The sequence below is a fragment of the Methanothermobacter thermautotrophicus genome (assembly GCF_014889545.1).
In the GTDB taxonomy this organism is placed as follows: Archaea; Methanobacteriota; Methanobacteria; order Methanobacteriales; family Methanothermobacteraceae; genus Methanothermobacter; species Methanothermobacter thermautotrophicus_A.
On record NZ_QKOF01000007.1, the window covers coordinates 208435 to 224513 of the forward strand.

Here is a 16079-nt window from a genome sequence, read left to right on the forward strand (position 1 = left end):
CCCCATAGAAGTAACAGGTGATATCATGTGTACCGTTGGAGGTCCAATGGCTGATATAGATATTAAGAAGATGAAGACCCGTAAATGCAGGTGCCTTGACTGTGGAAACGAATTCAAGGGTGTTGGAAGGCGGGTTATCTGCCCATCATGCCAGTCAGATAACGTTGAATGCGAGGGCTAGGTGGTACCCTGGAATTCAAAATCAATGAGGACGAGATACTATTTGTTGAGGGCGGGGGTCTCCTCGGCATCATACCATCAGGTAGAGAGCGGACCATATTCATGAACACAGCAGAGGATGAAGTTGCCCTCTTCCTGGACCCCAGGGACCTCATAGTCATATCCGCCTTCAGGGCCGATGCTAAAATGAGGAGGGGTATAAAGGCCCTCGCGTACCTCATCCTTGAGACCGGGAACCCCCTCGTGGTCCTTCCAGAGGATCACCCCGGGTCCCGGAGGCTGAAGATGGTCGTCTCGGCAGCAGAGAGGGTGAGGCTCAGCTGTGACATAACACCGGGCACGCACCCTGACCACCACCTCCTCTGCTCTGCACCGGCACTCTCTGGTATGGAGATCGTGTCGGTGGATGGTGGTGTTGAACTCCTGAATGCACCCCCTGGTATCAGGGTGTGGAGGGAGGGCCTTGACTGGTGATGTGGGAAACCATTTTTAAGGCAGGGCCACATAAACCATCACAGTGAATGAAGATGATAAGTGAATTCTATCAGATATTTGGACAGCTGGTGTTCCTTGCAGGGGTGGGCATCCTGATCATGCTGGCATCAAGCCTCTTCCTTGGAAGGCTCCTCCTGAATGAGGACCGGTTGATATTCCCCAGACTCCTCCTCATCACGGTCGACATGTTCTATGGACCATTCAAGAAGTTCTCAGAGACCCTTGGCCTCAACAGCCGTATAGTGGACCAGATAGGCGTTGAGGTCAGGAACAAGATCAACGAGAAGAGGTTCAGAGCCATAGACCCCCATGATAAGGCCCTTGTACTGCCACACTGCCTCAGAAATCCCGAGTGCGAGGCCCGGCTTGAAAGGACCGGGCTGGTCTGCACCGGATGCAACAGGTGCATAATAGGGAAGATCAAGGAGAGGGCCGAGGCCATAGGATACACGGTCTTCGTGATACCCGGGTCAACCTTCATAAAGAAGATCGTGGAGGAGCACAGGTTCAAGGCGGTCCTTGGGGTTGCCTGCTACCAGGACCTGAACCTGGCCATGATGAAGCTGTCGAAGTTCTCGCCCCAGGGTGTGCCCCTCCTGAGGGACGGCTGCTTCCGGACGAAGGTGGACTTCAGGGCTGTCCTGCAGAAGATGGGAATCGAAGAGGAGTTAAGAAGACCGAGGGCCTGTATGAGCCAGGTCCCTGGAGGGACACAGGAGCGGTGATACCTTGGACATCCCCATCACAGATAACCACATACACGTTGACCCTCTAAACGGTGATGGCCCTGTTGCAGTTGCAGAGAAATTCTACAGGGCCGGTGGGAGGCGGATGATAATCCCGAACAAGCCCTCATGGACCATAAAGGCGGGGACAGACTACCGCAGGACCATGGACACGGTCCTGGACTACGTTGAGATGATCAACAGGGAGACTGAAGTTGAGGCCCATGCAGTTGTGGGACTGCACCCTGCAGAGCTATCAAGGCTCCTTGAGGCGGGTCGTGAGATTGAGAGGGCCGAGGAGATGATAAGGGATGGCCTGGAATACGCCCAGTCCCTGGTACTCGAGGGGAGGGCTGTGGCCATCGGCGAGGTTGGGAGGCCCCACTATCCTGTCAGTGATGAGGAGCTTGCAGCCCACAACAGGCTTATGATCTATGCCATGGAGCTTGCAGCCGAGGCATCATGCCCTGTTCAGCTACACACCGAGAGCTCGGGTCCGGAGGAGTTCAGGGAATTTGCCGGGATGGCTGAAAGGGCTGGTATAAAGAAACACATGGTTATAAAGCACTTTTCAGGGCCCCTCACAGCACCTGAGGAGAACCATGGACTCACCCCATCATTAATCGCATCAAGGGACGTTGTTAGGGATGGCATCATGAAGGGTGGCCGCTTCCTCATGGAGACAGACTACCTGGATGACTCCGGGAGGCCGGGGGCAGTCCTTGGGCCGAAGACCGTGCCCCGGAGGACCATTGAATTCATCAATAGGGGTATATTCACCGAGGAGGATGCCTACAGGATCCACGAGGAGACCGTTGAGAGGGTCTACGGGATCTGAATTTCTGGACGAATTCCACTAAAAGCATCCAGTGCAGAAAAAGATCTATTTTTTGATGATCCCTCTGCGATGATCATGCCCTAAATCATATAAGAAAGATAATTCTTATCCTGCTGAAGTTAACTATCCGAGATCCTGGAGGGGTTCCCCTGGCAAAGTTCTACCATTTTCAGATCCCTGAGATTTTAAGGGTATTCAGATCCATGGACACTAAAAAAGGATCAGATAGTTCAGTGTGAACCCCCCAGAAGCAGGCTCACCACCCCTATAAGTAACCCTATGACCACCACCTCAAGGCTCGTCCTCAGGATGTTCTCCCTTGAAACCCTCCCCAGGTATACTCCGAGGATGAAGAGTGCTGTGAGGCATAGAAGGACCGTTACCATGGTTGCAGTTATCCTGTCACCTATAACAAGGAAGGGTAGGACCGGTACAAAGGATCCCAGAAAACTGGAGAACCCATGGGTGAACATGCTCATGTAGACCCTCCTCCGGGCCTGCTGGTGGATGATGGTGTCATCTAGCTTACCCTCATCCATCATCATCTTCCTCTCAAGTTCACGCATGGTCCGGGTCTCCTCGGCCCTCTCACCGATGAATGACCCGAAGGCATTGGACATTGCAAGGGCCACACCACCGCTGAGGCCTGTGAGGGCTATGAGGTAGTTATCCACGCTGAGGCCCCCGGCACCTGCAACACCGCTTGCTGTCAGGGTGACACCCATAACAGCCAGTATCCCGTCAAGGGTGCCCAGGGCCACGTACCTGCTCATATTTATGTACTCATGAAGAAATCCGCGTACATCCATCCCAGATCATCCACCTCTCAATCATCCACGGCCGAGTTCACTGTGGGCCCGTGCAAGGTGACCCGCTGCGAGGGCACCCATGAGGGAAAGCTCACCTGCAAGAACAGCCCCTCCAACTATCTCTGCAAATTCGTGGACCCTGCCTCCTCCCCTGACACCCATGATGTCAAGGCACTCAGAGGCTGTTTCAAGTCCAGTGCCGCCGCCAACGGTTGCCAGGGGGACATCCGGGAGGTTCACCGCGAAGTAGAGGTCCCCGTTCCTCTCCTCTGCAATGGTAACCCCCAGGCTACCCTCAACTATGTGGGCCTCGTCCTGTCCTGTTGCAAGGAATATTGCCCCTATTATGTTGGCGTAGTGCGCATTGAATCCCATGCTACCAGCCGCCGCTGATCCAATGAGATTCTTGGCCGTGTTAACCTCCACCACTGCCCCGGGAGTTGTTTTAAGGACAGACTCGACCATGTCGCCGGGTACCATTATCTCGGCTGTTATACTCTTACCCCTCCCCTCTATGAGGTTAACGGCGGCGGGCTTCTTATCGGTGCAGAGGTTGCCGCTCAGTGCTATCACATGGGCCCCGGTCTCCCTGGTGAGGAGTTCAAGGGCCCTCTCAGTTGCAATGGTGACCATGTTCATCCCCATGCTGTCACCGGTTGTGTAGACGAAACGCGGGTAGACATAGGAACCCGCCACGATAACAGGGTCTATCTTAACGAGCTTACCGTGCCTGGTTGTGGATTCTGCCTCCTCCCTGAGGGCATCCATGTTCTCATAGATCCATTCCCTCAGCCTGAGGGCCTCAACCACGGACCCTGTCCTTATGACTGGTGCGCGGGTCATGGAGTCACCTGTCACCCTGACGGTGGCCCCTCCGGCCCGTGTTATCACCGAGCAACCCCTGTTCACCGATGCGACAAGGGCGCCCTCAGAGGTTGCCAGGGGCACATAGTACTCTCCATCTGCATGTTCACCCCTCACCCTCAGTGGACCCGCGACTCCCAGGGGGATCTGCACAGCCCCTATGGGGTTCTCTATGTTCCTCCTTGAAGCCCGCTCCATGTCAATGCTGTAGTTTGAGACATGTTCAAGTTTAACCCCGCAGGTCCTCTCAATGAACTCCCTTCTTATCCTGACGGCCTCATCCACCGGGACGTGCCTTTCGATCTCGTAGAGCTTGATCCTCCCCTCCAGGAGGTCATCCATGAGTGACATCAGCGCACCCCCATGTGGGCCCTGATCTCATCCACTATGGCTGATGGCCTGTCAACAACCACGGCACCTGCCGCCTCCAGTGCCTCCCTCTTGCTGCTGGCGGTGCCTGTGCCTCCCTCGATTATTGCCCCTGCATGTCCCATCCGCTTACCTGGGGGTGCAGTTGCACCGGATATGAATGCGAAAACAGGCTTTGACATCTGCTCAATGTAACTGGCAGCCCTCTCCTCTGCATCTCCACCGATCTCACCTATAAGGACGACGGCTTCTGTATCGGGGTCATCCTCGAATCTTTCAAGGACATCCACGAATCCGAGTCCTGTTACAGGGTCCCCCCCGATACCCACACATGTACTCTGGCCTAATCCAGCCTCTGTGAGCTGGGCTGCAAATTCATAGGTCAGTGTGCCGCTCCTTGAGACTATGCCTATGCTTCCCTCGGTGAATATGTGGGTGGGCATTATACCAAGCTTCCCGACACCCGGGGTGATTATGCCGGGGGTGTTGGGACCTATAACCGTCTTACCCATCCTTGAGGCGTACTCCATTATCTGCATGGAGTCATGGACAGGTATGTGCTCGGTTATTATCACGACAAGGTCGAGGTGTCGTATTGATTCAAAGGCTGCATCCTTTGCGAAGGGTGCAGGTACGAATATTATGGAGGCATTGACATCCATCTCCTCGGTGACCTCCTCCACCGAGTTGTAGACGTCCAGGCCAAGGAACTCCTGGCCGCCCTTACCGGGTGTGACACCCGCCACTATCCTGGTTCCGTACTCGAGCATCTGTTTAGTGTGAAATGATCCCTGTTTACCTGTTATGCCCTGAACAAGGCACCTGGTATCCTCATCAAGCAGTATCATGATCTATCCCCTCATCCTTTCCTTTGTGGTCTGAACTATTTAATTATGCCCATAAGAGCCTGACCTTCAAGGGAGCCTTATATGGTAGACTCTGGAGAGCATGTAACCTTAAATGATGATGTCTCCGCCGCATTTGAGGCGGGTATGAAATCATTAAACCCTCAGGATCCTCGTCCTCTCCTCAAAGGGTACCGCGAGGTCTATGAGGTTACCGTTAAGGAATGCCGTGGCCGAGACTATGACGCTGCCAGGGATTACGTGTGACGGTGAGCCCCTCCTTACAAGGTAAACGTTCTTATGGCCGAGGGCGGCGCCGAGCATCGCCCCTGCTGCAACGCCAACACTCTCAATGTCCTCTATGGTCGCAGCAACCACCGGGTCGTCGGTCTTATCGGATACAAATCCCACCCCCGGGATCTCACGGACACCAGGCATGACCTCCTGGCTCACATCTGTAACACCATCCATGCCCCTGGCTGCGGCTATGGCAGAATTTGCAACGTCAGCCACGAAGTCTTCACCACCATAGGTGTCAAATGCAAGTATAACCGCATCTGGATACCTGTCCTGCCTTACAGCTGCCTCTGCATATGATATGCCCTCCCCTGCACCATCAGGTTCATCTGATATACCCTCAAGGTCTCCGAGGCTCTCTGACGAATCCCTGAGTATCTCAACTATTGCCCTGTTCACAGTCTCAAGCATGTCATCCTCCACGAATGCACTTATAACAACGTCGTCACCCGTTATATTTGTCAGTGCCGCTCTCTCTGCACCCGCATCAAGAAGCCCCGGTATGGAGGCCTCAAGGGAGGCAATAAGTTCCCTGCTGCAGCTCGTATCATTATCTGATATATCTGCACCTATGGAAGTTACCTTCAAAACAATCACCTATACCTAATTTGAGGTGCCTGAATAAATAGTTTAGATGACCTCACACCTGGCAATGGGAGGATGCATGTGAACCTGTATCAGAGACCTGGCCTCAGACGGTATCAACGCTCCCCTCAAAAAAATTATTTTATATCAAAAGGGACATAAAGAATCACACTAAAATCTTTAGTTCTCTGAAGACTCCAGAAAATCACGGGAGAAATATTTCACATGAACACAAAGATCTGTGTCCCGGTATTTGAGAAGACACCCCACGAGGTTACTGAATCAGCCATGAGGGCCATTGAGGCCGGTGCTGATATCCTTGAAATACGAATTGATGGCCTCCAGGAACCTGGAGAAATTAATATCAGGGAACTCATAGAGGATATAGGGTTCCCTGTGATTGCAACCAACCGGTCACCGGCCGAGGGTGGTCATTTCAGTGGCAGCGAGGATGAAAGAATAAAGCTGCTCATGGCTGCGGCTGAAGTCGCCGACTTCGTGGATATTGAACTCAGCAGTGCCCGTGAGGACATAGAGAGGGTCACCATGAATGCCAGGAGAAGCATCATATCCTACCATAACTTCAGGGAGACACCCTCACTGGAGGCCCTCCTGAGGATCGTCAGGATGGCCAGGGAGATGGGTGACATGGCCAAGGTTGCTGTGATGCCAGAGAACATGGCAGACACCCTGGTGGTCCTCCAGCTCCTCAGCCTCGAGGATGACACTGTGGCGATATCCATGGGTGAACTCGGCAGATACACGAGGGTTGCAGCCGCCCTTTTCGGCTCCCCCATCACCTTCGCATCACTGGGGAGGGGGACTGCCCCTGGACAGATGGATGTTGATGTAACCCGGAAAATGATCAGAGAACTCATGCCGGAGGATTGAAGATGAAGAAGGTTCTGATTGCCATTGCGGTGCTTGCTGTTATTGCAGTTTCAGGTGCATTTTACTACCTTGATCATGTGGATTCGGTTGACATAACCATAAAGACCGATGGTGTCAACATCACAGTTGAGGCCGACACGATCTTCTTCCAGAAGGTCCCGCCTGAGATGGAACAGGAGATAGGGGACTATATGGCTGATGTCATCAATGACCCTGACAGCACCGTTGAATCAATAAAAAAGGACGTTAAGGGTATAGCAGAGAGGTACGGTTACAGGAAGGTTGAAGTGAGGATAGAGTCACAGTTCGGTGTTGACCAGCTCCCCATGCCTGCCGTTGTGAGCGGTGACTCAATGTATCCCACACTGAAGGACGGCCAGGACCTGATAGTCCTCAAGACAGACAAGTACAGGGTGGGGGACATAGTGATAGCCAAGCACCCTGAATATGGCCTCATCGTTAAGAGGGTTGGAAAGATCGAACCTGACAGGGTCTACCTGATGAGTGATAACAAGAAGGTTGAACGCATCTACACCCCAACCTCTGTTATTGTGAAAACACCCCTGAACACATGGGTTCCAAGGTCAGCCATTGTGGGTGTTGTGAAGGAGTACTGAAACCCACACAATGGCACTGTTTTCAGAGGGATTCAAAATTTATTTTTTGGTACCCTCTGATCATCCTTTTACTATAAACGAAACAGCAAAAAAAGGAGATGGCTTTCTGATCATGCCCTCTTTTTAATGGCTCTGCCACTGCAGTGACTGAGGTCCATTGATTCAAAGGAGTATGATCACTTAATACTCGAGCAAAAGAGTGATAAAAAGAATTGGATGAAGCGACCGGCCCCTAGGTGAACTCGGATAACCTCTTCACCCTCTTAAGCATGTTCGGGTGTGTTGATAATAGTTCAAGGATCCTTGCACCCAGTCCAACCTTAACTCCACCGTATTTTATCCTCTGGAGTTCAGCAAGGTCTATGGTCCCATCCAGGTTCATGTCAAGCTGGCGGAGGTCCTCCACCTCACTTTGAGCTGCTGAGACGTCGTTCAGGAAGAAGGCCTTGACACCCTCAACCTGTTTCAGGTCGTCCCTGTTGAACTGGGCTGAGCCGTAGACAAGCTTGTAGAGGGCGCTTGCAAGTTTGTGTGGCTGGCCACCGATCTCCACGCTCCCCTGGTCCGCGTAGTACTCCCTGGTCCTTGATATGAAGAGTACTATGAGCTGGCCTATGAAGTATGCCAGGAGCGCTGCAATACCCACCAGATTTGCCTCATCATCCCTGCTGAAGACCGTGCTCCAGAATATGTAGTAGCATATCAGGGGGACGGCGCTCACCAGGGTCATGACTATCATGTCACTGTGCCTTATGTGGGATATTTCATGTCCGAGGACAGCCCTCAGTTCCTCCTCGTCAAGGAGGTTGAGTATCCCCCTGGTCACACACACCCTTCCATCAGACTTTGTTCTGCCGAAGGCGAATGCGTTGGGCACTGCGATCTCCGCGATACCCACCCTTGGTTTGGGTATACCTGCCCTTCGTGCGAGTTCATCAACCATTGCATGTAGACGGGGGGCCTCGGCCTCGCTCACGTAGTGGACGTTCATTGTGAGTTCCACTATCTTAGGGGAGATGAGGTACTGCAGGAATATCACCCCGAAACCCAGGAGGGCGTAGAATAGTGGCCCTCCAACTCCAAGGAGGGATCCCACGACGAGGAGTATAGCGTAGATTAATCCAAATAAAAGTGCTGTCGCCAGGAACATTCTGAGCTTCAGTTTCCATGTGCTGAGTCTTCTCATTTTGGCTTTTTCCTCCATCGAGCCATTAGTTACAAAGTGTTATTTTATCATGTGATGATATAAATCTTTTGTTATTATTAGAGGGCCCTGAATATGGAGGTTCTTAACTGTAATCACGGTGGCCGGGACCTGCGTGTAGGCATCGAGCAAAGGGGCCATCCCCCTGAGACCAAAGTTTATTAAATATTAAGGTATAGTTCGTATTAAGGGGATGATACTATCAGGAATCTATGGAAATTTCTAATGTTAGTGGCCATCTTTGCCCTTATTGGATCCAGTCAGGCCGTCCAGATAGGTAACACCAGTTACGGCTATGTTGAGAAGGACTGCTACGGTAACCAGAGCTCCAATGAGACCATAGGACTCATAATAGGGGTTCATCCCCGTGAGTCAGGTATACATGAAGCCGTGCGGGAGACACTCCAGACATCAAACCTGACAAGGAGGTACGTCCTCTACAGTGTACATGTTACATCCAACGCCTACGACTACTCGAAGGGCCGTATGAACGGTCAGCTCCTTGCGAGAAACTTCATTGTACCCGATGTGAAGAATGAGAAGCCCATGCTGGTTATTGACTGCCATGAGAACTGCTACCATCAGAGTGGATACACATACCCCCGCTTCCTCTATATGATCTCAGAGAACCTTGCGACCATAAACTACACAGAACAGATAGTATCCCAGCTTGGCTTCCTGAGGATCTACACTCCCCCAACGGCAACAAGCCCCAAGTACGTGACAGTGCCAATAGCCTCACAGGGATACAGCACCATAATATATGAGACCTATAAGTATGACAGTCAGCCAAGAAAGCTAAGCGACGCGAGGATGCTGATATCGGCCCTTGACAACCTCAGGGCCTACATTTCAAAGGGTATAAATGTTACATCAAGTAGTCCGGTTGCTGGAGCTGTAACCTCAAGGATGTCAGTGATAGGGGTCACCTTTTCAGATATCATCCGACCTGGAAGGTACTGGAGCAGGGTAACCCTCAAAAACAGGTACGGTAAATCTGTGAGTATCAGAACATGGGTTTCCGGTAACACCCTCCATGTGAAACCGGTCTACAGACTATCACGTGACAGCTGGTACACCCTCACCATACCGGCCGGTGCACTGGTCGAAGCCCCTGAACATAAATGGACGCTGAGGTTCAGGACAGGGCGAAGATAGAGCAAAAAACCATTTTATATTTATTTTCAGGATCTGTGATAGATGAATATCAGGAAGTAAGGAAAATTTTCCCTGAAAAGTTAGGTTCACTTCCCCCATCCTGATCGTTGATCTCAAATTTTTCATTACACCAAGTTTACTGCCAAGATAATCCATGAGAGGTTTTTATCCAGGAATAAGCTGAAAAAAGGGCTGGTGATTGTGAATCTGGCAGAAAGAAGGATTAGAGGTTTCCTTTTTGCTTTTTCACTTCACAGAATAATCAGCAGACAGAAAGATAACGTCCTACTTTTCCATGAGTCAGATGATACCATTCCTCTTAAGGAGCCTCCTGGGGTTCCTCACCAGTGCCTCCTCGACCCTGGATTCGCTTAGACCCGCCCCGAGGCCGATCCTCCTAGCCATCTCATAGTCAATCAGATCCCCAGGTGCATGGGTATCCGTATCAATCACGAGGGGGACACCAACCTCCCCTGCGATGGAAGCCACATGGCCATTACCAAGGCAGTGCCCCTTCCTCGCACTTATCTCAAGGGTCACATCATTCTCACGTGCCAGTTCAACGTCCTCGACCGTTATCAGGCCCGGATGGGCCAGTATATCAACCTCAGGACAGCTGACTGCGGCATGGTTGGTGCCGGGGATCACAGGCTCAACCAGGGTTTCGCCGTGTACAACGATCACCTCTGCACCCAGCCTCCTTGCCCTCACTGCAAGCTTCTCAATTATCTCAACCGGTGCATGTGTGATCTCAGCCCCCGGGATAACCCTGATGTCCCAGTTATCACCTATATCCTCAACGGCGTCTATGAGGTTCGTTATGGTGTTTATGTTTGAGGCGTCTATGTGGTCAGTTATTGCTATTGCCTCATGTCCAAGCACACATGCCCTCCTTGCAAGTTCCGATGGCAGGAGCTCACCGTCACTCAGGAGGCTGTGGGTGTGAAGATCTATCCTCTTTCTAATGGCAGGCCCTCCCTGAAAATCATTATATTGTTGTTGATACACATCAAGGGTTAAGGTATGTTCAGGGAAGTATTTAAAATGAAGCCCACCGTCTTTGTACCAGCACATATAACCGGATTCTTTGAGGTTGTGAGGCACAGGGACCCCCTCAGGACGGGATCCAGGGGCGCCGGCGTCGTCCTGGACAGGGGTGTTAGAACCCGGGTGAAGCTCAGGGGCTCAGAGGGTGCCACGACCGTCAGGGTGAACGGAAGGAGAGATGATGGGGTGAGCATGAGGGCCGTTGAGATCCTCAGGGAGCTCACAGGGTTCACTGAGGGGGTGAGCATCCACCATGAGGTGGAGGTGCCCATAGGGTGTGGTTTCGGTACATCGGCGGCCTGTGCCCTCGGGAGTGTCCTTGCAATCTCAGCTGAACTTGAACTCCCAATAACCTTCAACATGGCAGGTGAGGTGGCGCACCGGGCAGAGGTCGAACTCGGGACAGGCCTAGGGGATCTTATAGCCGAGTTAACAGGAGGCATGGTCATAAGGACCAGGGAGGGGCCTCCAGGGTACGGGAGGGTTGACAGGATCATCCAGGACGGACTCCACGTTATAACAAGGACCCTGGGGGAACTTGACACCGCGTCTGTGATACATGATGACGCCCATGTGAGGGCCATCAACAGTATGGGGGGCGGTATGGTAGGCCGCCTCCTTGAGAGGCCAACAGCCTCCAGGTTCATGGAGCTATCCCGGGAGTTTGCGGAGGGAGCATCCCTCATACCCCCTGAGCTCAGGGGACCCCTTGAGGAGCTCTCGGAGGGAACACTGGGGGCCTCCATGGCCATGCTTGGAAACACCGTCTTCGCCCTATCAGAGGACCCTGACGCCGGTGGAGCCGGCACCAGCACCTACGGGATTGACAGGGAAGGTGCCAGGTTCCTGTGAAAGTAATGCCAGAACCCTGATTAAGACCGGTAAACTCCAGAAGAGGATGTATGATCTCTCTGAAAAACTCCTTCACTCATGATGAAATCTTATATGGTCTTTTTCTGACATCTGAGCCTCATAATGAACAGATATGTGGATCTGGTGGGGAAAATACTTTAAATTAAAGTGATATATTAACTTATGTCCGGTTAGAAGAAGACAGTCTCAAGTGATCAGATGATAAGGATAGTCTATGATATTAACATCTACCGTGAGGTCCTAAGGGAGGTGCTTGAACCATCCCACACCGTCGTGGAGCTCGGCTGCCACGTGGGTAACTCAACGCGCATAATCTCGGACCTTGTATCTGAGGGGAGGGTTGTGGCCATCGACAACAGCCCAGAGGCTGTTGAGGTAATGGAGTCCCTCAGCAGGGAACGTGACAACGTTGAATTCATCTCAGGGGACGTGCGGCTCCATGAAACCCTGGAGAAGGTATGCGAAATGATAGACAGCTGTGATGTTCTCAGCGTGGACCTCGGAGGCGGCTACCACCCTGATACAACCTTCAAGGTCTACTTCATCTGGTCATCAACACTCAAACCAGGGGTCTCCATAATAAGGAACAGGGGACTCGTGGACTTTGTATGCTCATCCATCACCGAAGAGTCATTCACCTCAAGGTATGGATGGCTTGAGTCGAGTGGGGACGCTGGAATCCCACCACGGCTCAGGGAGTTTAAACTCTGGTCCAGCAGGATATACAAGGAGGGTGCCCATGATAGGCAAGAGGATTAGGATTGAGAGGATAATCAACAGGAAGACGGACAGGACTGTTATAGTACCCCTTGATCATGGAGTCTCCATTGGACCCGTCCGCGGGATAATAGACATGGCAGGCACCATAGATGAGGTTGCAAGTGGCGGTGCAAACGCCGTTCTCATGCACAAGGGAATGGTCAGGAGTGGACACAGGGGATACGGGAGGGACATCGGACTGATAATACACCTCTCGGCCAGCACGGGCCTCGGCCCGGACCCGAACCATAAGGTCCTGGTGACCTCGGTGGAGAAGGCCCTCAAGCTGGGTGCCGACGCAGTATCCGTCCACGTGAATGTGGGATCCGAGAGGGAACCCGAGATGCTCATAAAACTTGGGACCGTTGCAGAGATCTGTGATGACTGGGGAATGCCCCTCATCGCCATGATGTACCCCAGGGGTAAGAAAATAGATGATGAGCACGACCCGGAGGTCGTGAAGCTGGCGGCCCGTGCAGGTGCAGAGCTCGGTGCAGACATAATAAAGACCAACTACACCGGTGACCCTGACACCTTCAGGGAGGTTGTTAAGGGGTGCCCCGTCCCTGTGGTGATAGCCGGAGGACCAAAAATAGAGACAGAGGAGGAGCTCCTCCAGATGGTGAAGGACTCCGTGGAAGCAGGGGGCGCTGGTGTGGCCATTGGCAGGAACATATTCCAGGCCGATTCACCCGCAAACATGACGAGGGCAATAGCAGGCATAGTCCATGATGGCCTCAGTGTTGAGGAGGCCGTCAGGATACTGAAGGGTGGCGAGTGAGATGAAGTTCGCATGGCTCCTTGCCCCCGACACCTACTGGGATGAAAAGAAGGCCTTCATAACCGCGGCCCTTGAATCCGGCATAGACCATGTGGTGGATAGAGGTGATGCTGAGAGGATAAAGAAGCTGGGCAACCTTACCCTCATCTCCCCCGAGGATGACGCCGACATTGTACTGGTGGGGATGGACGGTGAGGGTGACGGGACCCTTGAACTTCCTGAGTCCCTGGATTACTCAAGGGACCTTGAACTGGCATCGGAGCTCAGGGGGGCCGGAAGGGAGGTGGCGGCCTACGTGGAGATAAGGAGCAAGGCCCATGAGGAGCTTGCCAGGAGACTCGGACGCATCGTTGACTACCTGATACTGGTGGGTGAGGACTGGAAGATCATCCCCCTGGAGAACATAATCGCGGACCTCCAGGACGAGGACGTTAAACTCGTGGCGGCGGTGGCAGACGCCGCTGAGGCCCGGGTTGCCCTTGAAACCCTTGAACATGGGACTGACGGCGTCCTCATAGAACCGGCAGACATATCCCAGATAAAGGACATTGCAGCCCTCCTTGAGGAGATTGAGAGTGAGGCCTACGAACTCAAACCCGCCACCATAACCCGCATAGAGCCCATCGGGTCAGGTGACAGGGTCTGTGTTGACACATGCTCCATAATGGGGATAGGTGAGGGCATGCTCGTGGGTAGCTACTCCCAGGGACTCTTCCTGGTGCACAGTGAATCCCTTGAAAGCGAGTACGTGGCATCGAGGCCCTTCCGTGTCAATGCGGGTCCTGTTCAGGCCTACGTCATGGTACCCGGTGGCAGGACCCGGTACCTCTCGGAGCTTGAAACAGGGGACGAGGTCATCATAGTGGACAGGGATGGCAGATCACGCTCCGCAATCGTGGGGAGGGTGAAGATCGAAAGGAGGCCCCTCCTCCTCATTGAGGCGGAGTATGAGGGCATGAGGGTCAGGACACTCCTCCAGAACGCCGAGACCATAAGGCTCGTGAATGATAAGGGTGAACCGGTATCTGTAAGTGAACTCGGTGAGGGTGACAGGGTCCTGGTCTACTTCGACGAGTCTGCAAGGCACTTCGGGATGGCCATAAAGGAGACCATAATCGAGAAATGATGTGGAGCCATGCCTCCAGCACGGAAGGGGATGATTATGGCATGTACGATGTGAAGCTTATAGGGCCCTCAGAGAAGGATGAGATCCTGTCCGAACTCTCAGATCTTAGGTTTTTTGAGAGGAAGGCCAACCTTCACGGTGCCTGCGTCAAACTCCTGACAGATGATGCCTCATTCAAGGAGGAGTGGGAGGATAACTTCAAATTCATGAGTGATGATGTGAGGCCCCATGCAAAGGTATTCGCGGTCTCGGATGGTGGGGCGCTGGAGGTGCTCTATGAACCATTATCCAGGACAGTGATAATCAGGAACTGCGACTACTATGGCTGGGTTAAGAGCATAGCCCTTGCAGCGGTCTCAGACTTCTTTGAGGAGTACCACTCAGAGCACCGCCGCTACTCTGTCCACGGTTCAGCCATTGACAGGAATGGGGAGGGCATGGCGATCATCGGCCCACCCGGGACAGGGAAGACGACCCTAACCTACGGCCTCCTCCTTGACAGGGACTACAGTTACATATCAGATGACTGGTTCTTCACCCGCCTCTTTGAGAATGGCGTCCTGGTATACGCCTCAGAGAAGAACTCCTACATACGGGATGACATAGGGGATGTCTGGGGTGAGTACTCGGACATCACAGGATCTGTTAAACTTGACAGCATGGGGAGGGGTGTTGCGGATGTTGGCATGCTCTTCGGGGACAGGATAAGGGACTCCACAACCCTCAGGAGGGTCGTCCTCCTTGAGAGAGACCCTGAGAACCCCCCGGTAAGGAGGCTGAAGGCCAGGGAGGGCCTGGAGTACATGGCCAGGAACGACTTCTGCAACCCCCACCAGCTCATAAGGGATGAGAGGAAAATGAGGCTCAGGAGGGACTTCTTCATGGAACTCTTCAGCAGGGTGGACATTTACATCCTCAACACCATCGAAACACCAGGGGAGAGCCTTGAAAGGCTCAGAGGCCTTGAAGAAGGGGAGGTTAAGTCATGAAGGTCAGAGCATTCCTTGCAGTTGACCTCGATGAGGGACTCAGGGACCATGTATCCAGGGTACAGGATACCCTCAAATCTGCGGATGCCCAGGTCAAATTCGTTGAACCAGAGAACCTGCACTTCACCCTCAAGTTCTTCGGTGATGTTGGTGGGGGTAAGCTCAGGAGGATAGAGGATGCAGTGAGGGAGACCCTCAGGAATTATGAGCCCTTCGAAATCAGCATAAGGGGGGCTGGTGTCTTCCCGAACCCCAGATACATACGTGTGGTCTGGCTCGGAGTTGAAAACCCTGAAACCTTCTCAGATCTTCAGAGGAACCTTGACATGGAATTCGTTAAGATGGGCTTCCGTCCTGAGAGGGACTACGTACCCCACCTCACTGTTGGAAGGGTTAAGGGACCCAGGAACAGGGACAAACTCGCTGAGCTCATAGGGGAGCTTGAAGACGTTGAGGTGGGATCAATGAGGGTCAGTGAGGTTTCACTCAAGAGGAGCGAACTCACACCTGCCGGGCCAGTCTACTCTGATATTGAGGTCTTCAGACTTTAGGTCTGCTGAACGATGAATTTAACTTCAAAAATTTTAATCCAGGGCCGCTGATAGCAGACAGAACTTTTATCCTAGC

The 16079-nt window shown here is 52.8% G+C and carries 19 protein-coding genes; 13 read left to right on the top strand and 6 right to left on the bottom strand.

Going from position 1 to position 16079, the window contains the following annotated elements; translation table 11 throughout:
* Nucleotides 1-25: 25 nt before the first annotated feature.
* The 4 genes from DNK57_RS08375 to DNK57_RS08390 are packed head-to-tail and all read left to right on the top strand — an operon-like array spanning nt 26 to nt 2238.
* Nucleotides 26-181, top strand: coding sequence for a hydrogenase maturation nickel metallochaperone HypA (locus DNK57_RS08375; protein ID WP_143485748.1), 156 nt, complete (start codon nt 26-28; stop codon nt 179-181).
* Nucleotides 169-654, top strand: coding sequence for a hypothetical protein (locus tag DNK57_RS08380; RefSeq protein WP_192962505.1), 486 nt, complete (start codon nt 169-171; stop codon nt 652-654). The genes DNK57_RS08375 and DNK57_RS08380 overlap by 13 nt, the downstream gene beginning before the upstream one ends.
* Before the next feature lie 47 nt (nt 655-701).
* A complete protein-coding gene (locus DNK57_RS08385) occupies nt 702-1400 on the top strand; it encodes a DUF116 domain-containing protein (protein ID WP_192962506.1) in 699 nt (232 codons plus the stop codon).
* Between the two features lie 4 nt (nt 1401-1404).
* Nucleotides 1405-2238: a TatD family hydrolase gene (locus tag DNK57_RS08390; RefSeq protein ID WP_192962507.1), complete on the top strand. Its 834-nt coding sequence runs from the start codon at nt 1405-1407 to the stop codon at nt 2236-2238.
* A gap of 230 nt (nt 2239-2468) precedes the next feature.
* Here DNK57_RS08390 and DNK57_RS08395 read toward each other — a convergent pair whose 3' ends face one another.
* From DNK57_RS08395 to DNK57_RS08410, 4 genes are all read right to left on the bottom strand, one after another.
* Nucleotides 2469-3047: a TIGR00267 family protein gene (locus tag DNK57_RS08395; protein ID WP_192962508.1), complete on the bottom strand. Its 579-nt coding sequence runs from the start codon at nt 3045-3047 to the stop codon at nt 2469-2471.
* A 21-nt stretch (nt 3048-3068) separates the two neighbouring features.
* On the bottom strand, nt 3069-4262 hold the full coding sequence (hmgA, locus tag DNK57_RS08400) for a hydroxymethylglutaryl-CoA reductase (NADPH) (RefSeq protein WP_192962509.1): 1194 nt from the start codon (nt 4260-4262) through the stop codon (nt 3069-3071).
* The gene (sucD, locus tag DNK57_RS08405) at nt 4262-5128 is read right to left on the bottom strand and encodes a succinate--CoA ligase subunit alpha (RefSeq protein WP_192962510.1); all 867 of its coding nucleotides are present in this window, start codon (nt 5126-5128) and stop codon (nt 4262-4264) included. Before sucD ends, hmgA begins: the two co-directional genes overlap by 1 nt.
* A gap of 153 nt (nt 5129-5281) precedes the next feature.
* Nucleotides 5282-6010, bottom strand: coding sequence for a hypothetical protein (locus DNK57_RS08410; protein ID WP_192962511.1), 729 nt, complete (start codon nt 6008-6010; stop codon nt 5282-5284).
* A 222-nt stretch (nt 6011-6232) separates the two neighbouring features.
* Between DNK57_RS08410 and aroD the strand changes: the two genes are divergently transcribed.
* Nucleotides 6233-6898, top strand: a complete 666-nt coding sequence (gene aroD / locus DNK57_RS08415) for a type I 3-dehydroquinate dehydratase (protein ID WP_192962512.1) — start codon at nt 6233-6235, stop codon at nt 6896-6898.
* 2 nt (nt 6899-6900) lie between these two features.
* On the top strand, nt 6901-7515 hold the full coding sequence (locus tag DNK57_RS08420) for a S24/S26 family peptidase (protein ID WP_192962513.1): 615 nt from the start codon (nt 6901-6903) through the stop codon (nt 7513-7515).
* A 232-nt stretch (nt 7516-7747) separates the two neighbouring features.
* On the opposite strand, the gene DNK57_RS08425 is transcribed toward DNK57_RS08420, so the two are convergent.
* On the bottom strand, nt 7748-8701 hold the full coding sequence (locus tag DNK57_RS08425; protein WP_192962514.1) for a zinc metalloprotease HtpX: 954 nt from the start codon (nt 8699-8701) through the stop codon (nt 7748-7750).
* Nucleotides 8702-8944: 243 nt separating this feature from the next.
* On the opposite strand from DNK57_RS08425, the gene DNK57_RS08430 reads away from it, so the two are divergent.
* Nucleotides 8945-9877, top strand: coding sequence for an Ig-like domain-containing domain (locus tag DNK57_RS08430; RefSeq protein WP_192962515.1), 933 nt, complete (start codon nt 8945-8947; stop codon nt 9875-9877).
* Between the two features lie 300 nt (nt 9878-10177).
* Here the strand turns inward: DNK57_RS08430 and DNK57_RS08435 are convergent, their stop codons facing one another.
* A complete protein-coding gene (locus tag DNK57_RS08435) occupies nt 10178-10843 on the bottom strand; it encodes a histidinol phosphate phosphatase domain-containing protein (protein WP_192962616.1) in 666 nt (221 codons plus the stop codon).
* A gap of 78 nt (nt 10844-10921) precedes the next feature.
* Here DNK57_RS08435 and DNK57_RS08440 point away from each other — a divergent pair, with 78 nt between their 5' ends.
* From DNK57_RS08440 to thpR, 6 genes are all read left to right on the top strand, one after another.
* Complete coding sequence (locus tag DNK57_RS08440; RefSeq protein WP_226891232.1) at nt 10922-11776, top strand: pantoate kinase; 855 nt, start codon at nt 10922-10924, stop codon at nt 11774-11776.
* Between the two features lie 219 nt (nt 11777-11995).
* Nucleotides 11996-12556 carry a class I SAM-dependent methyltransferase gene (locus DNK57_RS08445; RefSeq protein ID WP_192962517.1) on the top strand — a complete coding sequence of 187 codons (561 nt, stop codon included), beginning with the start codon at nt 11996-11998 and terminating at the stop codon, nt 12554-12556.
* The gene (locus DNK57_RS08450; protein WP_192962518.1) at nt 12537-13337 is read left to right on the top strand and encodes a 2-amino-3,7-dideoxy-D-threo-hept-6-ulosonate synthase; all 801 of its coding nucleotides are present in this window, start codon (nt 12537-12539) and stop codon (nt 13335-13337) included. Before DNK57_RS08445 ends, DNK57_RS08450 begins: the two co-directional genes overlap by 20 nt.
* 1 nt (nt 13338) lies before the next feature.
* Entirely contained in the window at nt 13339-14463 is a 1125-nt protein-coding gene (locus DNK57_RS08455) for a 3-dehydroquinate synthase II (protein WP_192962519.1), read from the top strand.
* A gap of 41 nt (nt 14464-14504) precedes the next feature.
* Nucleotides 14505-15452, top strand: coding sequence for a hypothetical protein (locus tag DNK57_RS08460; protein ID WP_192962520.1), 948 nt, complete (start codon nt 14505-14507; stop codon nt 15450-15452).
* Nucleotides 15449-16003, top strand: coding sequence for an RNA 2',3'-cyclic phosphodiesterase (gene thpR, locus DNK57_RS08465; RefSeq protein WP_192962521.1), 555 nt, complete (start codon nt 15449-15451; stop codon nt 16001-16003). Before DNK57_RS08460 ends, thpR begins: the two co-directional genes overlap by 4 nt.
* The last annotated feature ends 76 nt before the right edge of the window (nt 16004-16079 follow it).

Coding starts and splice junctions, on each gene's coding strand:
- DNK57_RS08440 (WP_226891232.1), top strand. CDS start 10,922: ATGAAGCCCACCGTCTTTGTACCAGCACATATAACCGGATTCTTTGAG.
- aroD (WP_192962512.1), top strand. CDS start 6,233: ATGAACACAAAGATCTGTGTCCCGGTATTTGAGAAGACACCCCACGAG.
- DNK57_RS08380 (WP_192962505.1), top strand. CDS start 169: ATGCGAGGGCTAGGTGGTACCCTGGAATTCAAAATCAATGAGGACGAG.
- DNK57_RS08460 (WP_192962520.1), top strand. CDS start 14,505: ATGTACGATGTGAAGCTTATAGGGCCCTCAGAGAAGGATGAGATCCTG.
- DNK57_RS08430 (WP_192962515.1), top strand. CDS start 8,945: ATGTTAGTGGCCATCTTTGCCCTTATTGGATCCAGTCAGGCCGTCCAG.
- DNK57_RS08455 (WP_192962519.1), top strand. CDS start 13,339: ATGAAGTTCGCATGGCTCCTTGCCCCCGACACCTACTGGGATGAAAAG.
- thpR (WP_192962521.1), top strand. CDS start 15,449: ATGAAGGTCAGAGCATTCCTTGCAGTTGACCTCGATGAGGGACTCAGG.
- DNK57_RS08425 (WP_192962514.1), bottom strand. CDS start 8,701: ATGAGAAGACTCAGCACATGGAAACTGAAGCTCAGAATGTTCCTGGCG.
- DNK57_RS08385 (WP_192962506.1), top strand. CDS start 702: ATGAAGATGATAAGTGAATTCTATCAGATATTTGGACAGCTGGTGTTC.
- DNK57_RS08445 (WP_192962517.1), top strand. CDS start 11,996: ATGATAAGGATAGTCTATGATATTAACATCTACCGTGAGGTCCTAAGG.
- hmgA (WP_192962509.1), bottom strand. CDS start 4,262: ATGTCACTCATGGATGACCTCCTGGAGGGGAGGATCAAGCTCTACGAG.
- sucD (WP_192962510.1), bottom strand. CDS start 5,128: ATGATACTGCTTGATGAGGATACCAGGTGCCTTGTTCAGGGCATAACA.
- DNK57_RS08395 (WP_192962508.1), bottom strand. CDS start 3,047: ATGGATGTACGCGGATTTCTTCATGAGTACATAAATATGAGCAGGTAC.
- DNK57_RS08420 (WP_192962513.1), top strand. CDS start 6,901: ATGAAGAAGGTTCTGATTGCCATTGCGGTGCTTGCTGTTATTGCAGTT.
- DNK57_RS08375 (WP_143485748.1), top strand. CDS start 26: ATGTGTACCGTTGGAGGTCCAATGGCTGATATAGATATTAAGAAGATG.
- DNK57_RS08450 (WP_192962518.1), top strand. CDS start 12,537: ATGATAGGCAAGAGGATTAGGATTGAGAGGATAATCAACAGGAAGACG.